Origin of the sequence: Sphingobacterium sp. GVS05A (assembly GCF_019969845.1) — a bacterium.
GTDB lineage: Bacteria > Bacteroidota > Bacteroidia > Sphingobacteriales > Sphingobacteriaceae > Sphingobacterium.
Window position 1 is genome coordinate 173281 of sequence record NZ_JAHXYR010000007.1, and the last position, 22903, is coordinate 196183.

20 protein-coding genes are annotated in these 22903 nt (G+C 39.6%); 18 read left to right on the plus strand and 2 right to left on the minus strand.

Going from position 1 to position 22903, the window contains the following annotated elements; genetic code table 11:
• Positions 1 to 92 precede the first annotated feature (92 nt).
• Complete coding sequence (locus tag LC454_RS17920) at positions 93 to 1103, plus strand: LacI family DNA-binding transcriptional regulator (RefSeq protein WP_223583833.1); 1011 nt, start codon at positions 93 to 95, stop codon at positions 1101 to 1103.
• Here LC454_RS17920 and LC454_RS17925 read toward each other — a convergent pair.
• A complete protein-coding gene (locus LC454_RS17925; protein WP_223583834.1) occupies positions 1093 to 1473 on the minus strand; it encodes a methionine-R-sulfoxide reductase in 381 nt (126 codons plus the stop codon). The genes LC454_RS17920 and LC454_RS17925 overlap by 11 nt on opposite strands.
• 430 nt (positions 1474 to 1903) lie before the next feature.
• Here LC454_RS17925 and LC454_RS17930 point away from each other — a divergent pair, with 430 nt between their 5' ends.
• The 16 genes from LC454_RS17930 to LC454_RS18005 all read left to right on the plus strand — a co-directional run bounded on the left by LC454_RS17930 (position 1904) and on the right by LC454_RS18005 (position 19042).
• Positions 1904 to 3166 carry a cytochrome c3 family protein gene (locus tag LC454_RS17930; protein WP_223583835.1) on the plus strand — a complete coding sequence of 421 codons (1263 nt, stop codon included), beginning with the start codon at positions 1904 to 1906 and terminating at the stop codon, positions 3164 to 3166.
• Positions 3167 to 3203: 37 nt separating this feature from the next.
• A complete protein-coding gene (locus LC454_RS17935; RefSeq protein WP_223583836.1) occupies positions 3204 to 6218 on the plus strand; it encodes a TAT-variant-translocated molybdopterin oxidoreductase in 3015 nt (1004 codons plus the stop codon).
• Between the two features lie 29 nt (positions 6219 to 6247).
• Positions 6248 to 7732: an NrfD/PsrC family molybdoenzyme membrane anchor subunit gene (nrfD, locus tag LC454_RS17940; RefSeq protein WP_077437920.1), complete on the plus strand. Its 1485-nt coding sequence runs from the start codon at positions 6248 to 6250 to the stop codon at positions 7730 to 7732.
• 6 nt (positions 7733 to 7738) lie between these two features.
• Positions 7739 to 8275, plus strand: coding sequence for a DUF3341 domain-containing protein (locus tag LC454_RS17945; protein WP_223583837.1), 537 nt, complete (start codon positions 7739 to 7741; stop codon positions 8273 to 8275).
• Positions 8259 to 8897 (plus strand): c-type cytochrome, encoded by a 639-nt coding sequence (locus tag LC454_RS17950; protein WP_404479136.1) that lies wholly within the window; start codon positions 8259 to 8261, stop codon positions 8895 to 8897. The genes LC454_RS17945 and LC454_RS17950 overlap by 17 nt, the downstream gene beginning before the upstream one ends.
• A 19-nt stretch (positions 8898 to 8916) precedes the next feature.
• Positions 8917 to 10152: a quinol:cytochrome C oxidoreductase gene (locus LC454_RS17955; RefSeq protein ID WP_223583838.1), complete on the plus strand. Its 1236-nt coding sequence runs from the start codon at positions 8917 to 8919 to the stop codon at positions 10150 to 10152.
• 43 nt (positions 10153 to 10195) lie between these two features.
• Positions 10196 to 11533 carry a cytochrome c oxidase subunit II gene (locus tag LC454_RS17960; RefSeq protein WP_223583839.1) on the plus strand — a complete coding sequence of 446 codons (1338 nt, stop codon included), beginning with the start codon at positions 10196 to 10198 and terminating at the stop codon, positions 11531 to 11533.
• Positions 11534 to 11561: 28 nt separating this feature from the next.
• Positions 11562 to 13433, plus strand: coding sequence for a cbb3-type cytochrome c oxidase subunit I (locus tag LC454_RS17965; protein ID WP_223583840.1), 1872 nt, complete (start codon positions 11562 to 11564; stop codon positions 13431 to 13433).
• Positions 13434 to 13513: 80 nt separating this feature from the next.
• Positions 13514 to 14557, plus strand: coding sequence for a COX15/CtaA family protein (locus LC454_RS17970; RefSeq protein WP_223583841.1), 1044 nt, complete (start codon positions 13514 to 13516; stop codon positions 14555 to 14557).
• A 73-nt stretch (positions 14558 to 14630) separates the two neighbouring features.
• Positions 14631 to 15536, plus strand: a complete 906-nt coding sequence (gene cyoE, locus LC454_RS17975; protein ID WP_120261489.1) for a heme o synthase — start codon at positions 14631 to 14633, stop codon at positions 15534 to 15536.
• Positions 15536 to 16117, plus strand: coding sequence for a heme-copper oxidase subunit III (locus LC454_RS17980; protein ID WP_108635990.1), 582 nt, complete (start codon positions 15536 to 15538; stop codon positions 16115 to 16117). Before cyoE ends, LC454_RS17980 begins: the two co-directional genes overlap by 1 nt.
• Before the next feature lie 9 nt (positions 16118 to 16126).
• A complete protein-coding gene (locus LC454_RS17985) occupies positions 16127 to 16861 on the plus strand; it encodes a cytochrome c oxidase subunit 3 (protein WP_120261491.1) in 735 nt (244 codons plus the stop codon).
• A gap of 27 nt (positions 16862 to 16888) precedes the next feature.
• On the plus strand, positions 16889 to 17266 hold the full coding sequence (locus tag LC454_RS17990; protein ID WP_120261492.1) for a cytochrome C oxidase subunit IV family protein: 378 nt from the start codon (positions 16889 to 16891) through the stop codon (positions 17264 to 17266).
• A gap of 12 nt (positions 17267 to 17278) precedes the next feature.
• Positions 17279 to 18007, plus strand: a complete 729-nt coding sequence (locus LC454_RS17995; RefSeq protein ID WP_223583842.1) for an SCO family protein — start codon at positions 17279 to 17281, stop codon at positions 18005 to 18007.
• Between the two features lie 8 nt (positions 18008 to 18015).
• Complete coding sequence (locus LC454_RS18000; RefSeq protein ID WP_223583843.1) at positions 18016 to 18561, plus strand: DUF420 domain-containing protein; 546 nt, start codon at positions 18016 to 18018, stop codon at positions 18559 to 18561.
• A gap of 25 nt (positions 18562 to 18586) precedes the next feature.
• Entirely contained in the window at positions 18587 to 19042 is a 456-nt protein-coding gene (locus LC454_RS18005) for an ABC transporter ATPase (protein WP_223583844.1), read from the plus strand.
• 166 nt (positions 19043 to 19208) lie between these two features.
• Here the strand turns inward: LC454_RS18005 and mtgA are convergent, their stop codons facing one another.
• Complete coding sequence (gene mtgA / locus LC454_RS18010; RefSeq protein WP_223583845.1) at positions 19209 to 19973, minus strand: monofunctional biosynthetic peptidoglycan transglycosylase; 765 nt, start codon at positions 19971 to 19973, stop codon at positions 19209 to 19211.
• A 136-nt stretch (positions 19974 to 20109) separates the two neighbouring features.
• Between mtgA and mutS the strand changes: the two genes are divergently transcribed.
• Positions 20110 to 22716, plus strand: coding sequence for a DNA mismatch repair protein MutS (mutS, locus tag LC454_RS18015; protein ID WP_223583846.1), 2607 nt, complete (start codon positions 20110 to 20112; stop codon positions 22714 to 22716).
• The last annotated feature ends 187 nt before the right edge of the window (positions 22717 to 22903 follow it).

Below are 22903 nucleotides of genomic sequence, written 5' to 3' on the forward strand. Positions count from 1 at the left end.
TTTAGCGCAATTTTATTATTATTTTAGTAAATTGTCGTTAAATTTTTTACTTTAGTAATCTTCGAAATAAAAACTTAACAAACCTACTCTACATGAAGAAACGTATTCTGATCAGTGATATCGCAAAGGCGTTGGGAATATCTGTAACTACAGTATCCTTTATTTTGAATGACAAGGCAAAAGAGAAGCGTATCAGCGAGGCGTTGACCAAGCGCGTATTGGATTATGTCAAGAAAGTAGGTTATAAGCCAAATGAATTGGCGAAAAGTTTGCGTACCGGAAAAACCAAGATTTTGGGTTTGATTATCGAAGACATCTCGAATCCATTTTTTGGCAATATCGCGCGTCTGATCGAAAGTAAAGTCTACGAGCAGGGATATCGCATTATTTACTGTAGTACCAACAATGATGTCGAGAAGGCGAAGGAACTGATCCAAATGTTTTACGATCGTCAGGTTGACGGTTTTATCATTACGCCTTCAGATGGTTTGGAGGATACTGTCAAGCAGTTGCAGCAAAGTAATATTCCTGTTGTACTTTTCGACCGTTACTTTCCGGGCTTGGAGACAGACTATGTCGGAGCGGACAATTTTCAGGGCGCTTTCGATGCGACCAGCCATTTATGCCAACAGGCGTATAAGCGTATCGGCTTTGTGTCTTTATACTCGGATCAGACCCAGATGAAGGAGCGTTCGGAAGGATATCTGAAAGCAATGGATAATAATAAGCAACAAAGTTTTATTCAGAAGGTGCAGATGGATGCATCGGATGACGAAGCAATGGAGTCACTAAAAGATTTTATTTGTGAAAATCGTTTGGATGCTGTTTTATTTTCAACCAATTATCTGGCGATTTCTGGATTAAAAGCTTCGAAGAAATATAATTTTGTCATGCCGGCAATGATTGCCTTCGATGATCATACTGTATTTAAATTACTGGAGCCGTCTATCACTGTAGTTTCGCAGCCGATCAAGGAAATCGCAGAAAATCTGATCAATATACTTTTGCTCCGTCTGCAGGGCAAAATAAAAGCAACACGTAAGATGGTGTTGCCTTGTGAATTGAAAATTCGCGAGTCGACGAAAGCAAAAGTTACTTTGTAGTATCCGCTACGAATTTCATTGAAATAGAATTGACGCAATGGCGCGTGTTTTTTGCCGTGAAACCTTCGCCAAGAAAAACATGCCCCAAATGCGCACCACATTTAGTACACAGGATTTCTGTACGGCGTCCATCTGCATCCGTGATCCGCGTGATTGCTTCAGGGATCTCATCATCAAAGCTCGGCCAGCCACAACCAGATTCAAATTTTGATTCCGAACGGTAGAGTGGACTATCGCAACGTCGACAAATGTAAGTTCCTTTCACTTTGTTGTCCAAAAGTGCACCCGTAAAAGGACGCTCCGTCCCTTTATGCACAATCACATATTCCTCTTCTTTGCTTAACGGGTTGTGTTTTTTATTCGTTTCCATTTTTTTTAGTCTGTTTAATGTTCTGCTGACCCTGACAGGAATAGCCAATTAGGAACAAGCAGATACAGTAGCTATATAATAGCGTTTTCATACTTATAAAGTTACGGAATTAATATGGGAAAAAGTTTTTTTAGCCCGGAATGATCTTGATATTCAGGTATTTTAAATTGTCATAGTAATGTCTTATATTTGATAGGCGTACTGTGATGAAAAGTTAGGACAATTGATGTACTTCGTTCGAATAATAGGGATTTAATGTGGTTTAAACGCAATTGTTTAGAATGATTATAAATTGATATTAAAGGTCACAAAATTGTCAGCGATTTGTTAATAAATCATACTTTTGTGGCATTGTTAGGGGGGTAGTGGCTCCTTTAACCATGGGAGTTAATTTTTTACATTCACAAATAAATAGTATAAAGTGCTAAATATGAGAACTATCTCATCCGTTTTGGGAAGCCTTGCGAGGGTGGTGTCAACGAGTTTGATGCTATTATTTGCCGTTACGACGTTGCATGCGCAAGATGTCAAGGAAGGTGAAAAAATCTTCAAATCTAAGTGTACATCCTGTCACGCCATTGACAGAAAAGTAGTTGGTCCTGCTTTGAAAGGAGTTCCAGATACTAAATCTGAAGAATGGTTGATTAAATGGATTCGTAACTCTCAAGCTTTAATTGCTACAGGTGATGCTGAAGCGGTTAAAATCTTCGAAGAGTACAACAAGTCTGTGATGACCTCTTTTACGGATCTATCTGATGATCAGATTAAATCTGTAATTGCGTTTATCAAAGATGCCTCAGTAGAGAAACCGAAAGATGCTGCTACTGCTGGCGCTGCTGCAAAAGATGATAATGCATCAATGTTCATGATCTTGGGCTTGATCGCTGTTGTTGTTTTGGCGGTTGTTGTGATCGTGGTGTTGAACCGTGTAATCCGTACCTTAGAAAATGTAATTGCTAAGAATCAGGAAGCTATTGCAGCGCAACAGGAACCTGAAGACAATCAACGTTTTGTGAAGTTTGCGAAAGCATTCGTTAAAAACAAAAAATTGGTTGGATTTACCGTGTTGATGCTTGTTGCTTTATTGGCAGTAGGTGGTTGGAAGACGATGTGGAACGTAGGTGTTCACGAAGGTTACAAACCTGTTCAACCAATCAAGTTCTCACACCAAATCCACGCTGGTGTAAATAAAATTGAGTGTCAATACTGTCACGGTGGTGCATTTAAATCTAAAAATGCTTCTATTCCATCGGCTAACGTATGTATGAACTGCCACAATACAGTCACTGCGTCAGAGCACTATGATGGTGAGATCTCTCCGGAAATTGCTAAAATCTATCGTGCATTGGATTGGAATCCTGAGACGCGTACTTACGGTAACAATCCTAAGCCAATTCAATGGGTTCGTATCCACAACTTGCCTGATTTCGCTTACTTCAATCACTCACAACACGTTGTGGTAGCAGGAGTAGAGTGTCAGACTTGTCACGGTCCGATCCAAAACATGGAAGAAGTATATCAATACTCTCCATTGACGATGAAATGGTGTGTTGATTGTCACAAAAAGACAGATATCAAATCTGATAATAAATATTATGAAGATTTGATCAAGGCACACGAAAGAATTAAGAAAGGTGAGAAAATGACTGCAGCCATGATCGGTGGTCTTGAGTGTGGTAAATGTCACTATTAATAATTATTTGAAATACGCAATCTTATATACAGCTTAAATGGATAGCAATAAAAAATATTGGAAAGGTTTGGAAGAGTTAAATCAAACTCCTGCTTTCGTTGAGGGAAGCAAGGGTGAGTTTGCCGAATCTATTCCTGTAGAAGATGTATTAAACGAAGCTGGCTTGAGTACTAAAACTCCTCGCCGTGACTTCTTGAAAGCATTAGGTTTTGGTTTGGGTGCTGTTTCTTTAGCGGCTTGTAACCGTACTCCTGTGCATAAGGCAGTTCCTTATTTGATTAAACCTGAAGAGGTAACTCCAGGTATCCCTAACTATTATACGTCGACATTCAATGGTCAAAGTATTTTAGTTAAAACTCGTGAAGGTCGTCCTATCAATGTTGAACCTAACCCTAACGCAATTGGTTTGAACCAAGGTTTGGATTCAACGACTGCTGCTTCGGTATTGGATTTATATGATGAATCTAAATTGAAGCAAGCGCAATTGAAAGGTCAAGATGTTGAGTGGTCTAAATTGGATGGGGAAGTTGTTAAAGCATTGACTGCTGCTGCATCTTCTGGCAAACAAATTACGATCGTTTCTAATACAGTAAACAGTCCTTCAACTTTGGCAGCTATCGCTGCTTTCGCAACGAAATTCCCTACAGCGAATCATGTACAATACGATGCTGTTTCTTACAGCGGTATTATCGAAGCAAATAAAGCTTCTTTTGGTAAAGCAGTAGTTCCTTCATACAATTTTGATAAAGCAAATGTAATCGTTTCAGTTGCTGCTGATTTCTTAGGAACTTGGTTGGCAGGTGAAGAGCATACACAACAATACGCTAAAAACCGTGACTACAAATCATTGAAAAATGGAAAAATGTCACGTCACGTGCAATTTGAGTCTGGTCTTTCAATGACTGGTACAAATGCTGATGCGCGTATTGCTATCAAACCTTCAGAAGAAGGTGCTACCTTGATCGCTTTATATAATGCAATCACTGGTCAAACATTGGCTGGTGCGACTGCAAACAAAAAAGCACAAAAAGGTGTAGCGCTAGCAGCAAAAGAATTGGTGAACAGCAAAGGCGCTGCTTTGGTTGTTGCCGGTTCAAATGATGTGAATGTTCAGGTATTGGTCAATGCAATCAACGTTGCATTGGGCGCTTACGGTACAATCATTGATTTAGATAACTATTCTAAACAATACCAAGGTTCGGATTCTTCTTTCCAAGCTTTCTTAGCTGCTGCTAAAGGTGGTCAAGTGGGTGTAGCGTTCTTCTTGAACAGCAACCCTGTATATGACTACTTCAAAGCGGATGATGTAAAAGCAGCTTTGAAACAGATTCCTTTCACATTATCATTCGCACAACGTGCTGATGAGACTGCGTCGGAATTGACAGCGATCGCTCCTGCAAGTACTTTCTTGGAGTCTTGGGGTGATGCTAACCCGAAAGAAGGTTTGTACTCTATCGTTCAACCTACAATTAATCCTGTTTTCCAAACGCGTCAAGCTGAACAAAGCTTGTTGACTTGGGCAGGAAACACAACAGATATGTACAACTTTGTTAAGAACTTGTGGTCTACACAAATCTTAGCTGGTTCTACGAAAAACTGGGATGCTGTATTGCAAACTGGTTTTGAATATAAAGGTGCTAAAGCTGCAACTGCTCCTGCATTTACAGGAAATGCTGCCGCTGCCGCTACTGCAATTGAAGCTTCTAGCAAAGCAATCACTGGTGAATTTGAATTGAAACTTTACGAACCTTCTGCTCTTCGCGATGGTCGTTACGCAAACAATGCTTACTTACAGGAATTGCCTGATCCAGTATCTAAAGTAACTTGGGACAACTATGCTGCCCTAAATCCAAAAGATGCTGAAAAACTAGGCTTGGGTGAAGATGGTAAAGTAACTGTAAAAGCAAATGGTGTTGAATTGGAATTGCCTGTTGTACAACAACCAGGTCAAGCTCAAGGAACTGTTTCAGTTGCTGTAGGTTACGGTCGTACTAAAGTTGGTAAAGCGGGTAATGAAGTTGGTAAAAACGCATTCCCATTTGCTTCTATCATCAACGGTACTGTTCAAGGTGTTGCAAAAGCAACTGTAGCGAAAGCTTCTGGAACTTACCAATTGGCACAAACACAAACACACCACACAATCGAAGGTCGTAACGTGATTCGTGAAACTACGTTTGCGAAATATTTGAAAGATCCTAACTCTGAGGCAGGACGCTTTACAGATAATCACAAAACGTACGATTTGTGGAACAAATATGAGCAACCGGGTCACAAATGGGTGATGGCGATCGACTTGAACGCATGTACAGGTTGTGGTGCTTGTATCGTTGCTTGTAACGTAGAGAATAACATCCCTGTTGTAGGTCGTGACGAGGTTCGTCGTCGTCGTGAGATGCACTGGTTACGTATCGATCGTTACTATACAATCGAAGGCAAAGATCAAGATCTTACAAAAGAGAAAGAGATTGCGAAAGCTTCAGCTGAATTGGATTTCGAAGATATCACTGTTGTTCACCAACCAATGTTGTGTCAGCACTGTGGTCACGCACCTTGTGAAACTGTTTGTCCGGTATTGGCTACAGTACACTCTTCAGAAGGTCTGAACCATATGGCTTACAACCGTTGTTTCGGTACACGTTACTGTGCGAACAACTGTCCGTTCAAAGTACGTCGTTTCAACTGGTTTGCATACTGGAATGATTCACGTTTTGACAACTACTTGAACAATGAGTTCACACAATTGGTATTGAATCCAGATGTAGTAACTCGTTCACGTGGGGTAATGGAAAAATGTTCGATGTGTATCCAACGTATCCAAGGAGGTAAATTGAAAGCTAAGATTGAAAATCGCAAAGTTAAAGATGGCGATATCCAAATGGCTTGTCAACAAGCATGTTCTGCAAATGCAATTATTTTTGGTGATGCGAATGATCCAGAATCAGAAGTTTCCAAAGCATTACGCAATGAGCGTGTTTATTACGTACTTGAGGAAATCAATGTTCAACCGGGTATCGGTTATATGACAAAAGTTAGAAACACTTTTGAGGCGTAATCTTGTACAATATTTGAAATAAAAATACTATGTCATCGCATAACGAATCAATATTAAGAGAACCATTAATGACCGGTAAAGACATCACGTATGCAAAAATTACGGATGATATCTTACTACCGGTTGAAAATAAACCAAATAAAGCATGGTGGATTGGTTTTACCGTTGCTGTATTGGGTGCTTTATTATGGGTAGTTAGCGTTAGTTATACCTTTTGGACAGGTATCGGCGCTTGGGGTCTGAATAAAACAGTAGGCTGGGCTTGGGATATCACCGACTTCGTATGGTGGGTTGGTATCGGTCACGCTGGTACGTTGATTTCAGCTGTATTATTAATTTTCCGCCAGAACTGGCGTAACTCAATCAACCGTTCCGCAGAGGCGATGACGATCTTTGCGGTAATCTGTGCGGCTACATACGTTGTAGCTCACATGGGTCGTCCTTGGTTGGCATATTGGATTTTCCCTCTTCCAAATCAATTTGGATCACTTTGGGTAAACTTCAACTCTCCATTGGTATGGGATGCATTTGCGATCTCAACATACTTTACAGTATCCTTGGTATTCTGGTACTGTGGTTTGTTGCCGGATATCGCGACCATTCGTGACCGTGCTACTGGATTAAAACAAAAGATCTATTCTGTATTATCATTCGGTTGGAATGGTTCTGTGAAGACTTGGCAACGTTTTGAAATCGTGTCATTGATCTTGGCAGGTATTTCAACTCCACTGGTACTTTCTGTACACACAATCGTATCCATGGACTTTGCAACTTCGGTTATCCCTGGATGGCACACGACGATCTTCCCTCCATATTTCGTGGCAGGTGCGATCTTCTCAGGTTTCGCGATGGTACAGACCTTATTGTTGATCTTACGTAAAGTAATGAACTTTGAGAACTACATCACGATGTTCCACATTGAGTCAATGAATATCATTATCATGACGACTGGTTCTATCGTAGGCGTGGCTTACTTAACAGAGTTGTTTATTGCAATGTACTCTCGTTCAGAATACGAAATGTATGCTTTCGAGAACCGTATGTTGGGTCCATACGCTTGGGCGTACTGGTCAATGATGACTTGTAACGTAATTTCTCCGCAATTATTCTGGTTCAAAAAAATCCGTACAAGTATTCCGATCTCATGGATTCTATCTATTGTGGTAAATATCGGTATGTGGTTTGAGCGTTTCGTAATTATCGTGACTTCATTGCACCGTGATTACTTGCCTTCATCGTGGGCAATGTTCTACCCAACTTGGACAGACGTAGGTATCTTTGTAGGTTCAATTGGATTATTCTTTACTTTATTCTTGTTGTTCTTACGTTTCTTGCCAGGTATCGCGATTGCCGAAGTTAAATTGTTGTTGAAATCATCGTCATTACAACACAAAACTAAATTGGCTCAAGAAGGTGCATTCCCTGCAGAGCAAGTTGAGTACTTCCAAGAATCATTGGAAAAATATGATTCAGTGACAGAAGAAGAGATTAAAGAATTATCAGTTAGAAAATAATCAGCAATGAGCAATACAAAATATATATTAGGTAGTTTTGCGGATCCGGATGACATGATGCATGGGATCGACAAATTGCAAGCAAACAATATAAGTATTTATGACTGCTTTACTCCGATGCCTATCCACGGCATCGAAGCGAAGTTAGGTGTAAGACCTTCTCGCTTGCCTATCGCAGCATTTTGCTTTGGAGCATTAGGAACGACATTAGGTTTTAGTTTGTTGTATTATACCATGGTCTACGATTGGCCGATGAATATCGGTGGTAAACCATCATTTGCAATGCCAAACTTTGTTCCAGTAACATTTGAGGTTACGATCTTATTGTGTGCTTTGGGAATGGTTGCTACATTTTTCTTCCGTAACCACTTGTTCCCGGGACGTACGCCTCGCGTGATGGACCTAAGAGCAACAGATGACCGTTTCATCCTTGCAGTAGATGCCAAAGAAAATGCAGACCACGCTTTGATCGATAGCTTATTGAAAGAAGCAGGTGCTGTTGAAGTTAAGTACAATGATAGAAAATATGTTAGCTATGAATAAGAAGAATTTACTTGGAACTGTATGCGCAGCTGTAGCATTGACAGCACTTGTTTCTTCTTGTGGTGACAAAACGACTCGTAGTACAGGTTTGGAATTTTCCCGTAACATGTACGATCCGCTTGCTTTCAATCCGGATCAACCCAATGCGAATTTTGCTGATGGAAAAACAGCACAAGCACCTCCTAAAGGTACAGATCCAATTGGTTTCACTCGTTTTGAGTATGCCAATACATTAGAGGATTATGTACGTGCTGGTGCTGAGGTGAAAAATCCTTTGCTTGTTAATGCTGAAAACCTTGAAAAAGGTAAAGCTTTATTCACTACATACTGTTCAGTATGTCACGGGGTAGAAGGTAAAGGGGATGGACCTCTTACGAAAGATCGTAGTGTAACTGATTCTAGAGGTACTCGTCAATTAGAGAACTTTCCGCCGCCGCCGTCTTATCACAGAACGGATAAAGCGAACTCTTCAAGAGGTGGTTTCATGGCTGACTTGACAGATGGTAAGATTTACCATACGATTTATTATGGACATAACTCCATGGGATCGCATGCATCTCAATTGTCTCCTGAAGAGAGATGGAAAGTTGTTATGTATGTTCACGAATTACAAAAGAAATAATCTAACATCAGATATATAAATGGGAACTCACAGTCATCATCACGATTATAATTTCAACGAGCGATACGAGTTTGCTGGCAAAGCTAAAATGTTCAGTATTATCGCTGTTGTACTAGGCGTAGCTGCTGTAGCTATCGGGTTGCTTTCGGGCGATCACGTTACTGTAGAGCGTACATACGCCAACTTGTTATTGATGGGTTATTACTTTACATGTGTTTGTGCAGCAGGAACATTCTTTGTTGCTTTGCAATATGTAACACAGTCTGCATGGTCTGCAGGTCTGGTACGTATACCTCAAGCTATGGCGGGTGTTTTACCAATTGCATCATTGATTTTATTGGTTATTGTAGGCTTAGGTTTGACTACACATAACTTATATCACCACTGGCATGCAGATGGTCTTACTGACCCTAATAATGCAAATTACGACCCTATTATCGCAGGTAAATCTGCTTATTTAAATGTTCCTTTCTTCTTGATCCGTCAAGTTGTATTTATGGGACTATATAGCATTTTTGCAGTTATTTTTGCGAAACTTTCTTATAAAGAGGATTTAGAAGGCGGTTTGGCTTCTTACAAGAAATCATTCAAATTGTCTGCAATCTTCTTGGTTATCTTCGGTTTTACTACACCAATCTGGTCTTTCGATACCATCATGTCCTTAGAGGCACACTGGTTTTCTACCATGTTTGGTTGGTACAACTTTGCAGCAATGTGGGTAAGTGGTATCTGTTGTATCACGATCATCGTTGTTGTATTGAAGAAAGCTGGTTATATGAACTGGGTAAACGAAAATCATTTACACGATTTGGGTAAATTGATGTTCGGTTTCTCAATCTTTTGGACTTATGTTTGGTTTGCACAATTCATGTTGATTTGGTATTCAAACATTCCTGAAGAAACAGTTTATTTCTACAAACGTTGGGAACCTGAATACAAACCTTGGTTTTGGTTGAGTATTATCATTAACTTTGTGGCACCATTGTTACTATTAGTGGATCGCGATGCTAAACGTAAACAAAATGTTATGTTGTTCGTAGCGATTCTATTATTGGCAGGTCACTGGCTAGATTATTATATCATGATCATGCCTGGTACTGTTGCTGAACATAGAGGATTTGGTATCATTGAAATCGGAACTGCACTTGGTTTCTTAGGTTTGTTTGTATTCTTAGTAATGAACAAATTGAGTAAACAAGCCTTGGTGCCTAAAAATCATCCTTTCTTGGATGAGAGTTTGCATCACCAAATATAGTTTCACTTTTAAAGGAAGGTTACGTAAAAACGTTATAAAAGAAATGAGCTTTAAATTAAATAATAGATTCAAATCCATCTCGGGTTTTGTGCTTGCACTAGGGCTGCTTTTTGCAAATCCTATTCTTGCAAGTCAACAAGATACAGTAGCATCTGATTCTGCTAAAGTGGCGACTACAGCGGTAGCTGCCCCTGCAGCAACGGATTCGGTTGCAAAAGATACAACAGCGGCAGCAGGTACTGCTGCTGTTGCATCTGCTAGCTCTACTACAGAAGCTGGCGCAGCTGCTCCTGCTGTTGAAGAAGTGAAGCAAATAGACCCTCAGGTTTATAAAAACTTCACATACTATGTGTTATTGTTCTTAGTTATTTGTACAATCGTTGCTGTTATTGGCAAGGTACTTTCGATCTACGAATTGACACGTAAAATGAACGGTAAATACAACCCATTTGCGAATAACACATTCCAATCGGCATTGTTGTTTATCTTCTTGGTTGTATTTCTTTACGGTGTTTACTGGTCATACGTACATTGGGGTGCCGCATATTGGAGATCTGCGGTAACTGAACATGGTGAACGTATTGATACCATGTTTATCATCACCACTGCAATTACAACATTTGTATTGGTTATTACACATATTTTGTTGATGACTTTTACATTTTTGTACCGTATGCGTGCGAAACGTCAAGCCTATTATTATCCACACAACAATGCGATTGAGAAACTTTGGACAATCGTCCCTGCTGTAGTTTTGACCGTATTGGTATTGTTTGGTTTCTTTACTTGGAGATCGATTACCAATATTCCTGAGGATCTTCAAAAATCTGCTTTGCAGGTTGAAGTATTAGGAGAGCAATTTCAATGGCAAGTACGTTACCCTGGTACAGACGGCGTTATTGGTAAACGTAATTACAAAATGACGACGCCAACAAATCCTTACGGTATCGATTTTAATGATAAAAATTCATGGGATGATATTCAAGGTTCTGAAATTTGGTTACCTGTAAACAAACCAGTTCGTTTCCATATCGTTTCAAAAGATATTATTCACTCTTTCTTTATTCCAGATTTCCGTGTTCAGATCAATGCGGTACCAGGAATGACCAACTATTTCCAATTCACACCTACTGTAACAACAGAAGAAATGCGTGATCGTTTGGGAGACTACAACTATGATTTTGTGATGTTATGTAACAAGATCTGTGGATCTGGTCACTATAACATGCAAAAGAAAGTGGTTGTGGTAACTGAGGCACAATATAAAGAGTGGTTAGCTAAACAAAATAAATATTTTACTGAAGACCTACAAAAGGAATTCAGTGGTAAGACGGCTAACGTAAAAAAGGATAGCGTACAAGTTACAGCATCTTTGAACTAATTAAGAATTTTTGAATATAAAATCGAATATGTCAAGTACAGTAATATCGCATAGCGCTGAACATCACGATTCGCACGGACATCATCACGAGGAATCATTCATCAGAAAGTATATCTTTTCTGGTGACCACAAGATGATTGCCAAGCAATTCTTGATCACTGGTATCATCATGGCAGTTTTTGCGATGCTTTTATCAGTATTATTCCGTATCCAATTAGCATGGCCGGATAAAGAATTCCCTATATTAGAAGTATTCTTGGGCAAATGGGCTGAGGGTGGCCGTATTAAGCCGGAGTTTTTTCTTTCCTTGGTGACGATCCACGGTACTGTCATGGTATTCTTCGTGTTGACAGCGGGTCTATCGGGTACATTCAGTAACTTATTAATTCCATATCAAATCGGTGCGCGCGATATGGCGTCGCCTTTTATGAATATGTTATCCTACTGGTTGTTCTTCATTGCATCAGTAATCATGATCGCTTCTTTCTTTGTAGAGAGTGGACCTGCTTCTGCTGGTTGGACAATCTATCCTCCATTATCCGCTGTACCAACAGCAATCGCTGGATCTGCGACAGGTATGACGTTATGGTTGGTTAGTATGGTTCTATTCGTTGCTTCTCAGTTGATCGGTGGTATCAACTACGTAAGTACGATTTTGAACATGCGTACGAAAGGTATGGATCTATGGAAAATGCCTTTGACAATCTGGGCGTTTTTCTTAACTGCGATCGTGGGTATGTTGTCATTCCCAGTATTGGTATCTGCAGTGGTTCTTTTGATTTTCGACCGTGCCGCTGGTACGTCATTCTATTTGTCTGACTTGGTAGTACAAGGACAGATTTTACCTAACGAAGGTGGTTCTCCAATTTTGTTCCAGCACTTATTCTGGTTCTTGGGTCACCCTGAGGTATATATCGTAGTTATGCCTGCATTAGGTTTGACTTCTGAGGTTATTGCTACAAACTCACGTAAACCAATTTTCGGTTACCATGCCATGGTTTACTCTTTGATCGGTATTACTGTATTGTCATTTATCGTATGGGGTCACCATATGTTTGTGACGGGTATGAATCCGTTCTTAGGTGGTGTATTTATGATTACAACGTTGATTATCGCTGTTCCTTCTGCTGTTAAGGCATTTAACTACCTTGCAACGTTATGGAAAGGTAACATCCGTTTTACGCCAGCAATGATGTTTGCTATCGGTTTGGTATCGTTCTTTATCTCCGGTGGTTTGACAGGATTGTTCTTGGGTAACGCGGCATTGGATATCAACTTGCATGATACGTATTTCGTTGTAGCCCACTTCCACTTGGTAATGGGATCTGCGTCCATCTTTGGTATGCTTTGTGGTGTTTACCACTGGTATCCTAAAATGTTTGGTCGTATGATGAACACGAAATTAGGTTATTTACACTTTTGGTTGACTTTCATCGGTGCTTACTTGGTATTCTTCCCAATGCACTTTATGGGTATTGATGGTGTGCCACGTCGTTATTATGCATTTACTGAGTTTGCTTTCATGGCAAAATGGGTTTCTGTGAATCAATTGGTTACTTGGGCTGCTATCATTGCTGCTTTGGGACAGGTTGCATTTTTATGGAACTTCTTTTACTCGATCTTCTTCGGTAAGAAAGCACCACAAAACCCTTGGCAATCGAATACCTTGGAATGGACTACTCCGGTAGAACATATTCATGGTAACTGGCCAGGAGAAATTCCGGCAGTACACCGTTGGCCTTACGATTACAGTAAGCCAGGTCATGGTGAGGATTTCATTCCTCAAGATGTTCCTTTCTCTGAAACGATGAGCTCGAATTTGCCTCATGATTTTGAAGGAGATGAGGAAGCTGAGCGTATCCAAGCAGAATGGAATGCTCAAAATGGTAGAAAAGACTAATAAGATTTAGTAGAATAGAGTAGGGCTTGTACCTACTCTATTTTATACAAGTTTGTATTTTAAGAGGTAGGGGTAGTATTATGTTTCCAGCTGCTGAAAAGCGATTTATAAAGACCAATTTTATTACGATTATCGTACTATTTATGGTCATTATTGCTGGGGGTGTTGTGCGGAGTACAGGTTCAGGCATGGGATGTCCAGATTGGCCTAAATGTTTTAACCGTATTATTCCACCCACAGATATTTCCCAATTACCACAAGGATACGAACAACATTATATTGAAGGGAGAACAAAGAAGAATGAACGTTTCGCCAAGATTGTAGAATTTTTTGGTGATAAGGAAATGGCTTACAAGCTTCGTACCGACAAAAGTATTTTGCAGCATGAGGAATTTAATGTTGCGAAGACTTGGACGGAGTATATCAATCGCTTGGTAGGAGTTATTTCTGGATTCTGTTTATTGTTTACTGCAATTTATTCCTTCACGTATATAAAATCAAAAAGTTCGATCGTTGTTTGGTCAGTGGTTAATCTTTTTGTTGTGGTCATTCAAGCCTGGTTAGGTTCGATCGTTGTATCAACCAATTTAATGCCTTGGATAATCACTGTACATATGCTCTTGGCGCTTGTAATTGTTTGTATAAGTATATATACATACTTTAAAGCGGTTACACTACGTGACAAGACCATATTGGTTAATCGTTCTTTAAGCGTATTAAAAGGTCTTGCGTTGATCTCCATTTTGTTGATGTTAACGCAGGTGATCGTCGGAACGGGTGTTCGGGAGGAAGTTGATCTATTGACTGGCTCCAACATTGCCCGTGCCGATTTTATAACAGCTATTGGCCAACAATTCGAAGTACATCGATGGTTGGCATATTGTTCTTTGATTTTAGTTATTGTATTATTCTTTTTGGTCCGCACAAGTTTCAATACGGGATCTAAGCAGTTTAAATTTGCTTTAATCGCATTGATCCTCGTGGGTATCCAAATGCTATCAGGAATTATCTTAGCTCGATTTGCAATACCTGCATTTGCGCAGACAACGCATCTGGTTGTTGGGACACTTTTATTTGGTGCTCAATTTTATCTGTTGTTGCTGTTAAATAAGCAAAGGCATTAATTTTGAAATTCGAGATGTTTATGTTAAAAACTATGTGTTTGAATACACTGGTAGTAGGAGGTCTCTTTTAATTATGAAAGAATTTATTTCAGATTTTAAAAAGCTAGTTAAGTTAAGACTTACGTTGACGGTGGTATTCTCCGCGTCAATTGCTTTTCTGATAGGATCAAAACAACAGGGTGAAATTTTCTGGGTCAATTGGTTGTTGTTGACTGTGGGTGGTTTTCTGGTAACAGGTTCTGCCAATGGTTTTAATGAAATCATCGAAAAAGATCTAGATAAGTTGATGAAACGTACAGAGGATAGACCGCTACCTTCTGGTCGGATGACAACAGGTCAAGCTTTGGTAATGAGTGTCTTTATGGGCATCTTGGGTACCTTGGTATTGGTCCGCTTAAATTTTGTCGCTGGCTTACTATCGGTTTTTTGTATCCTACTTTATGCATTCATCTATACACCTTTAAAAAGAAAATCACCAATAGCCGTGTTTGTAGGTGCATTCCCGGGCGCATTTCCGCCATTAATTGGTTATTATGCTGCCTTTTCACAGGATGATCTAGCCTATTACAGTGGACACAACGAAGCCGCAATTATTATTATTCCCTTTGTTTTGTTCGCGATTCAGTTTTTATGGCAATTTCCACATTTCTGGGCAATCGCTTGGGTTGTGGATGATGACTATAAGTTGGCTGGTTTTAGGCTGTTACCAACTACAAAACGGGATAAGATATCGGCCTTTATGGTATTCATTACAGGATTGTTAATGATTCCTGCTGGATTTATACCTTATTATTTTGGCTTTGGTGGAATTTGGTTTACGATAGTGTCAGTTATCGGTGGATTGATGTTTGGATATTATGGCTATTTGCTTTTTAAGAATTGTGATATTCCTTCGGCAAAGAAAGTTATGTTTACATCGTTCATCTATTTACCTGTTACACAACTCGTATTATTGCTTAACTTTATTCCTTTGAAATAATGTTAGATATACAAGCACAGACTGACGAGAAGTTAGTACAGAGAAAAGCTCAGAAATTCAACCTTTGGTTGGGTATGTTGGGTATGTTCATGATGTTTGCAGCGTTATCCAGTGGTTTCATTGTATATACCGCGAGTGGCGTGGACAAAGGGATCAAGACTTTATTACCCAATGCACTATTGTATAGTACAATTGTGATTGCGGTAAGTAGTCTTACGATGTTTTTAGCACATAAAGCGGCTAAAAATGGTGATTCTTCCAAACAAAAGGCCTTGTTAATGGTCACTTTTGTTTTGGGCATCGTGTTTTTTGCGTTACAGGTACATGCTTGGAACGTATTAATCGAAAGAGGTGTTTATTTTGTGAATAACAATGCATCCCAATCGTTTATTTACGTTTTTATTTGGATGCACTTGGCACATATTATTGCGGGTTTGATCGTTTTGATTGGCGCGATTATAGGAGTTAACAAACTTCCTAAGGACGGCAACCTTTTCCGCATGGATCTTGCCAGTATTTTTTGGCATTTTCTCGATCTTTTATGGATTTATATATATGTTTTCTTACTTTTGAATCAATAATAGTAAACAATGAGTACAACAGTATCGCAATTGGATAAGGTAAAAACTGGTCCATGGAATGGTGGAAAATCACCTTGGAACTTAGAGTATGGAAAAATCATGATGTGGTTTTTCTTGGTAGGGGATGCCTTCACATTTTCTGCATTTTTGGTTTATTACGGCGCGCAACGCTTTTCTCACCCAACATGGCCTGATCCTGATAAGATTTTCCAATCTATCCCGGGTATTGCTGATCATGGTCAACCTTTGGTATTCGTTGGTTTGATGACGTTTATTTTGATTATGTCTTCAGTAACGATGGTTTTGGCTGTTGAAGCTGGTCACCGTAATCAAAAGAATGAAGTCGTTAAATGGATGCTTTGGACGATTTTGGGTGGTATCTGTTTCGTAGGCTGTCAGGCTATCGAGTGGACTCACTTACACCACATGGGATTCTGGTTTGGTAAAAACCCAGCGACAGGTTTAGAAGGTGATGCAATTAAGACGGCATTGTTACCTTACTTTACACACGATATTTCCTATACTTCGGCGTTGCAATTTGCAAACTTGTTTTTTACGATTACAGGTTTCCACGGTTTCCACGTTACAGTTGGTATTATTTTGAATATCATCATTCTTTTCATGACGTTAAATAATACGTTTGAAAATCGTGGTTCTTACTTAATGATTGAAAAAGTAGGTTTATATTGGCACTTTGTGGATTTGGTGTGGGTATTCGTATTTACATTCTTCTACTTAATCTAATCACTGAATTAATAATTTTAGATCGCTATGTCACAATATCAAGATAATATCGCTCACGGAGAGCATGCTCACGAAGGTGGGATGGATAAGAAGGCCATCTGGAGAGTATTTGGCGTACTTTTGGCGCTTACTTGTCTAGAGTTCTTAATTGCATTAGGTTTTGTTCACCACTGGCAAATTTTGGCCAAAGGTGCATTGGTAAATACTATTTATATCGTTTTAACTTTGGTTAAAGCATATTATATCGTTGCATTCTTTATGCACTTGAAATTCGAAAAATCGAGTTTCATCGTTACCGTAGCAATAGTCTTTATTTTTATTATTTATTTTATCGTCCTGATGTTAGTTGAGGGAGGTTTCTTGGCTGGTGCTTTTCAGGAGCATCAATTGTTTCCAAATAAATAGATAAAGTGAATAATGGATAATAATACTGGACAAAAGAAAGGTATTAAAACTATATTGATCCTGGCAGTAATTCTTTTATTGCCAGGATTTTTATATTTTATACTAAATAAAAGTGGTTCCAATAGCTACGTTTCCTTACCTATTTTTGGGAAGAAGGAAGTTCCTGGAACAACACACCGTAAATGGGGACGGGATATCCCTGATACAATCTATCATACTGTGCCTTCGGTAAATTTTGTTAATTACGATCGTAAGCCTGTACATTTATTGGATAATGATACAACACTTTCGGTCGTTCACCTGATGTATTCGCGGGATGCATCGCTGTCAAGAACGATGATTAAAAGATTGGATCAGATTGCCAATCGTTTTATTCATAACAAAAAGGTAACACTGTATTCCATTACAGTTGATACTACATACGATACACCAGAGGTACTTGCGAAATATGCTAAAGTTTACAAACCCTGGACTAAATCTTGGTTTTTTGTGACAGATCCTTCTGTTGATATCTTTAAATTTGCCAAAGAGAGTTTATTGCAGGATGCTATCGCAAGTAACGACAAAACAAAACCTTTTATCATCGGATCCAACTATCTTTTGCTGGACACAAAGGGACGGATCAGAGGTATTTATGATATCAATGTCAAGACGGATATCGATCGATTGGAGGATGAAATTAAATTATTGTTGGTAGAGGAGATCCGAAATCATCCTGCTACGATAGAACAAAAGAGATAGTTAGAAACATGGAAGAGAGTCTTATCAAAGAAAAAAAATACAGTAAGTGGATTTGGATACTGTCTGTTGTGATACCGGTCGTCGTGGCCGTATTGTTTACAGTCAATCTACAAAAATTGGGTTATGATGTGAAGCCATTGACTTTTTTGCCGCCTATCTATGCGACGATTAATGGTGTTACTGCGATTTTGCTGTTTTGGGCAGTAGCTGCAATAAAGAAAGGTAACAAAGCGCTGCATGAACGTTTGATCAAATGTTGTATTGCCTGTTCCTTGGCTTTTTTGGCAATGTACGTGGCTTACCACATGACGTCTATTGAAACAAAATATGGGGGTGAGGGAATTTTGAGACCAATCTATTTCTTTATATTGATCACGCATATTCTCTTGTCTATTATCATCATACCGTTTGTTCTTTTTACTTTTGTAAGAGGTATTTCGGGATCTTATGCGCGACATAAAAAGTTGGCACGGATCACATACCCCATGTGGCTTTATGTCGCTGTGACAGGTGTCATTGTCTATTTGATGATTTCACCCTATTATATAGGTTAATTTAATAAAGGAAAGGAGTGTACTTATGAAACGTATTTGGATTTATCAGGCTGATCGTATACTTTCGGTTGATGAAGGTGAACAAATTTCGGTGGAACTAGCCGCTTTTGCTGAGCAGTGGAAAGTTCATGGAAAGCCTTTGTCTGCTTCTGCAGAGCTCCGTGATCATCTTTTTATTATCCTAAAGGTGGACGAGGATATTGCTGCTGCTTCAGGTTGCTCTGTAGATAGCTCTGTTCGTTTTCTGAAAGGAATAGAAGAAAAGTACGGAGTACAACTCTTCGATCGTATGCAATTTGCGTATAAATCGACGAGCGGCGTCGCGGTAGTCAACCGTTCAGGTTTTGAAAGGTTATTGGCGGCAGGTGAAATAGATGATAACACGCTTGTGTTTGATAATACAATTACCTACGAGCATCAATTGGATAATGCTTGGGTGGTCCCTTTTAAGGAAAGCTGGCATAAAAGATTATTTGCATAACAAAAAGAACATGTATAAAAAAACGCCATTTCATCAATGGCGTTTTTTTTATGTTGTTACGAGATAGCAATGAACCATATGATAAAGCGAGTCATCTGAATCCCATCTGCTATACCACATCACTGAAATCTTTATATTTAATGCTAACGATCTAATACACGTGTTACTATTCGGGAATAGTGTAATGATGTAAATATTTAGCTATTGCATTCGCCCTTCTGTTGACATAAGCAGAAGGATTACGGGCATCCCATTCGCGGGGATTTGGCAAGATCGCAATAATCAATGCGGCCTGTTTTTTGGAAAGATTGCTTCCTGTTTTGCTAAAGTAATATGCAGCAGCTGCATCTGCTCCATAAACTCCTTGTCCCATTTCAATGACATTAAGATAGACTTCTAAAATACGTTTTTTACTCCAAAATGTTTCAATTAAAACGGTAAAGTAAGTCTCGAAACCTTTTCTTAACCAGGAGCGTCCTGGCCATAGAAAGACGTTCTTAGCGACCTGTTGACTGATTGTACTTCCGCCACGCAGTTTTTTCCCCTGCGCATTTTTCTTGATGGCATTTTGAATACCTTCGAGGTCAAAACCCCAGTGGGTCATAAAATGAGCATCTTCCCCTGCAATGGCCGCTAGTTTTAAATTGTCCGAAAGTTCGTCGTAACTCAACCAGTTTTTTTTCAATTTAAACCCTTTTCCTTGTTCCTTGAGTTCAAAACCTCGTTGAATCATTAACCAGGTAATAGGCGGATTAATGAAGCGTAAGCTAATAACCCAAAAAAGACTAATACCGATAAAATAAAGAACAATCCTACTTATAATGCGGATAATGGGTGATTTGATGGACTTCAACGGATTGAAGGAAACTTTTTTAAAGGTATTTTTTTGTTTGCTGGTCGTATTTTGCTTACCAGATCTCTTGATGGCCATGACTGAATTTTTTCGGATACAAACTTAGTGTATATTCTTGTTTAATGGAAATGATTTTATAGAGAAGTTGTGGGTATTGTTTGTCAAAGCGACGATATTATCCTATTTTTACGCTTCACAAATTTGATTTTAGAAGTTGGCAAAAGAAAAGAAAGTAACTCCGTTAATGCAGCAGTATAATGCGATCAAGATCAAGTATCCTGGGGCATTATTGTTGTTCCGTGTTGGCGATTTTTACGAGACATTTGGTGAGGATGCAATCAAGGCGGCTCAGATTTTGGGTATTGTTTTGACGAAACGAGGAAATGGTTCGGAATCCGAAACGGCTTTGGCGGGTTTTCCACATCACTCTCTGGAGACTTATCTCCCTAAATTGGTGCGTGCAGGTCAACGGGTAGCAATCTGTGATCAGCTGGAGGATCCCAAAACAACTAAGACGATCGTTAAACGCGGTGTCACCGAATTGGTTACTCCGGGTGTCTCTTACAATGATAATATTGTTCAACAGAAATCGAATAACTATCTCGCTTCTATTTTTACGGATAAGGATAAGATCGGAATTGCTTTTTTGGATATTTCGACAGGTGAATTTCTTGTTGCTCAGGGAAGTACATCCTATATAGATAAATTGCTTCAGGGCTTCAAGCCGACGGAGATCATTTTGCCGAAGAAACAGAGCAAGGATTTTATTGAACAGTTCGGAGCACATTATTATACTTATTTTTTAGATGAGTGGCCTTATACCGGAGATTATGCTACCGAAGCTTTACTCAAGCACTTTGAAGTCGCCTCGCTGAAAGGCTTTGGTGTGGACCGGATGTCGGCAGGAGTTGTTGCTGCTGGAGTTGCACTGCATTACCTCAATGAGACGGAACACCGTAACCTACAACATATCTCTACGCTTTCGCGAATCGAAGAGGACCGGTTTATGTGGCTCGATCGATTTACGATCCGTAATCTGGAACTGATCGGTTCCATGAATGAAAATGCAGTTACGCTATCAGATGTCCTCGATCATACAGCCAGTCCAATGGGTGCGCGGCTACTAAAGCGTTGGATTGTAATGCCATTGAAAGATAAAAAGGGTATCCAGGAACGTTTGGATGTCGTGGATTTCTTTTTTAACAACCGTGAACTGCGAGACGACCTAATCGGCCAGATCAAGCAAGTTGGTGACTTGGAACGGTTGATATCAAAAATTGGACTCCAAAAAGCCAATCCCAGAGAGATCGTCCAATTGAAACGCGCTTTACATGCTATAGAGAAGCTCAAGGAATTGACCGACCGTAAGGACGCACAATCTCTCGCCCTGATTTCTGATCAATTAGACGCCTGCGTGGCGATTCGTGAACGGATTGAACAGCAATTGCAGGCAGAACCTCCGGTGGCAATCAATAAAGGTAGCGTAATCGCTGCGGGAGTTGATGCTGAACTGGATCGTCTTCGAAAGATTTCTTTTGGTGGTAAAGATTATTTGCTGGAAATCCAAAAGAGGGAAGCTGAATTGACGGGTATACCATCTTTAAAAATCGCATTTAACAATGTCTTTGGTTATTATCTAGAGGTAACCAATACGCATAAAGACAAGGTTCCAACAACATGGATACGTAAGCAGACTTTGGTGAATGCCGAACGATATATCACAGAGGAACTCAAAGAGTATGAAGAGCAGATTCTTGGGGCGGAGGAAAAGATCCAGGCATTGGAAAATAGATTGTATGCCGAACTATTGGTTGCCATTGCAGAATATATCAAACCGGTTCAGCTAAATGCACAACTTATTGCCAAGTTGGATGTCTTGCTCAACTTTGCCATCGTCGCTGAGAAAAACTACTACGTTAAACCGGTAATTAGCGATAGCAAGATTTTGGATATCAAGGGCGGACGTCATCCTGTTATCGAAAAGAATCTACCCATAGGGGAGGACTATATTACCAACGACACCTATCTTGATCCGAAAGCGCAGCAGATTATTATAATTACTGGTCCCAATATGGCCGGTAAATCGGCCCTGCTCCGTCAGACTGGCTTGATCGTGTTGATGGCGCAGATCGGTTGTTTTGTACCAGCCAAGGAAGCTAAAATAGGCTTGGTGGATAAGATATTCACCCGTGTAGGGGCCTCAGATAACCTTTCTTCCGGTGAATCTACATTTATGGTGGAGATGAACGAAACAGCCAGTATCATGAACAATCTGTCTGATCGGAGTTTGATCCTTTTGGACGAAATTGGACGTGGAACAAGTACCTATGATGGAATATCAATCGCTTGGGCGATAGCAGAATATTTGCATAATCATCCTGCCGCTAAAGCGAAGACCCTCTTTGCGACACACTACCATGAATTGAATGAGCTGTCAACTTCGCTTGACCGTATCAAAAATTATAATGTAACCGTAAAGGAGGTCAATAATAAAGTAATCTTTTTGCGTAAACTGGTACCAGGGGGATCCGAGCATAGTTTTGGTATCCATGTTGCCAAGCTGGCGGGGATGCCGCCAAAGTTGTTGAACCGTGCCAATCAGATTTTAAAACGATTGGAACAGGAGCGTACTGGTGGGGAGCAGATCAAAGATAGTATGCGTAAGATTCAGAAACAGGCTTACCAATTGCAGATGTTCTCTATTGATGATCCTGTTTTAAATAAAATCCGCGATATGTTGAATAACCTCGATGTTAACTCACTGACTCCTGTGGAAGCATTGATGAAACTGGATGAAATCCAGCGTTTGTTAAAAAATTAACGCGTGATATAGCCGCTTGAGGAAATACCATTCATTTAGCATGGACCATTGTTGTAGCTAAATGAATGGTATTTTTTTATCTGTTTTTATTGATTCGTATTTTTCATTAAGGTATCAATGAACTCACTATGCTCGGTTTATTGACCAGAAAGAACTCTCAGTAAATTTTCATTGCTGTTGATGCTTG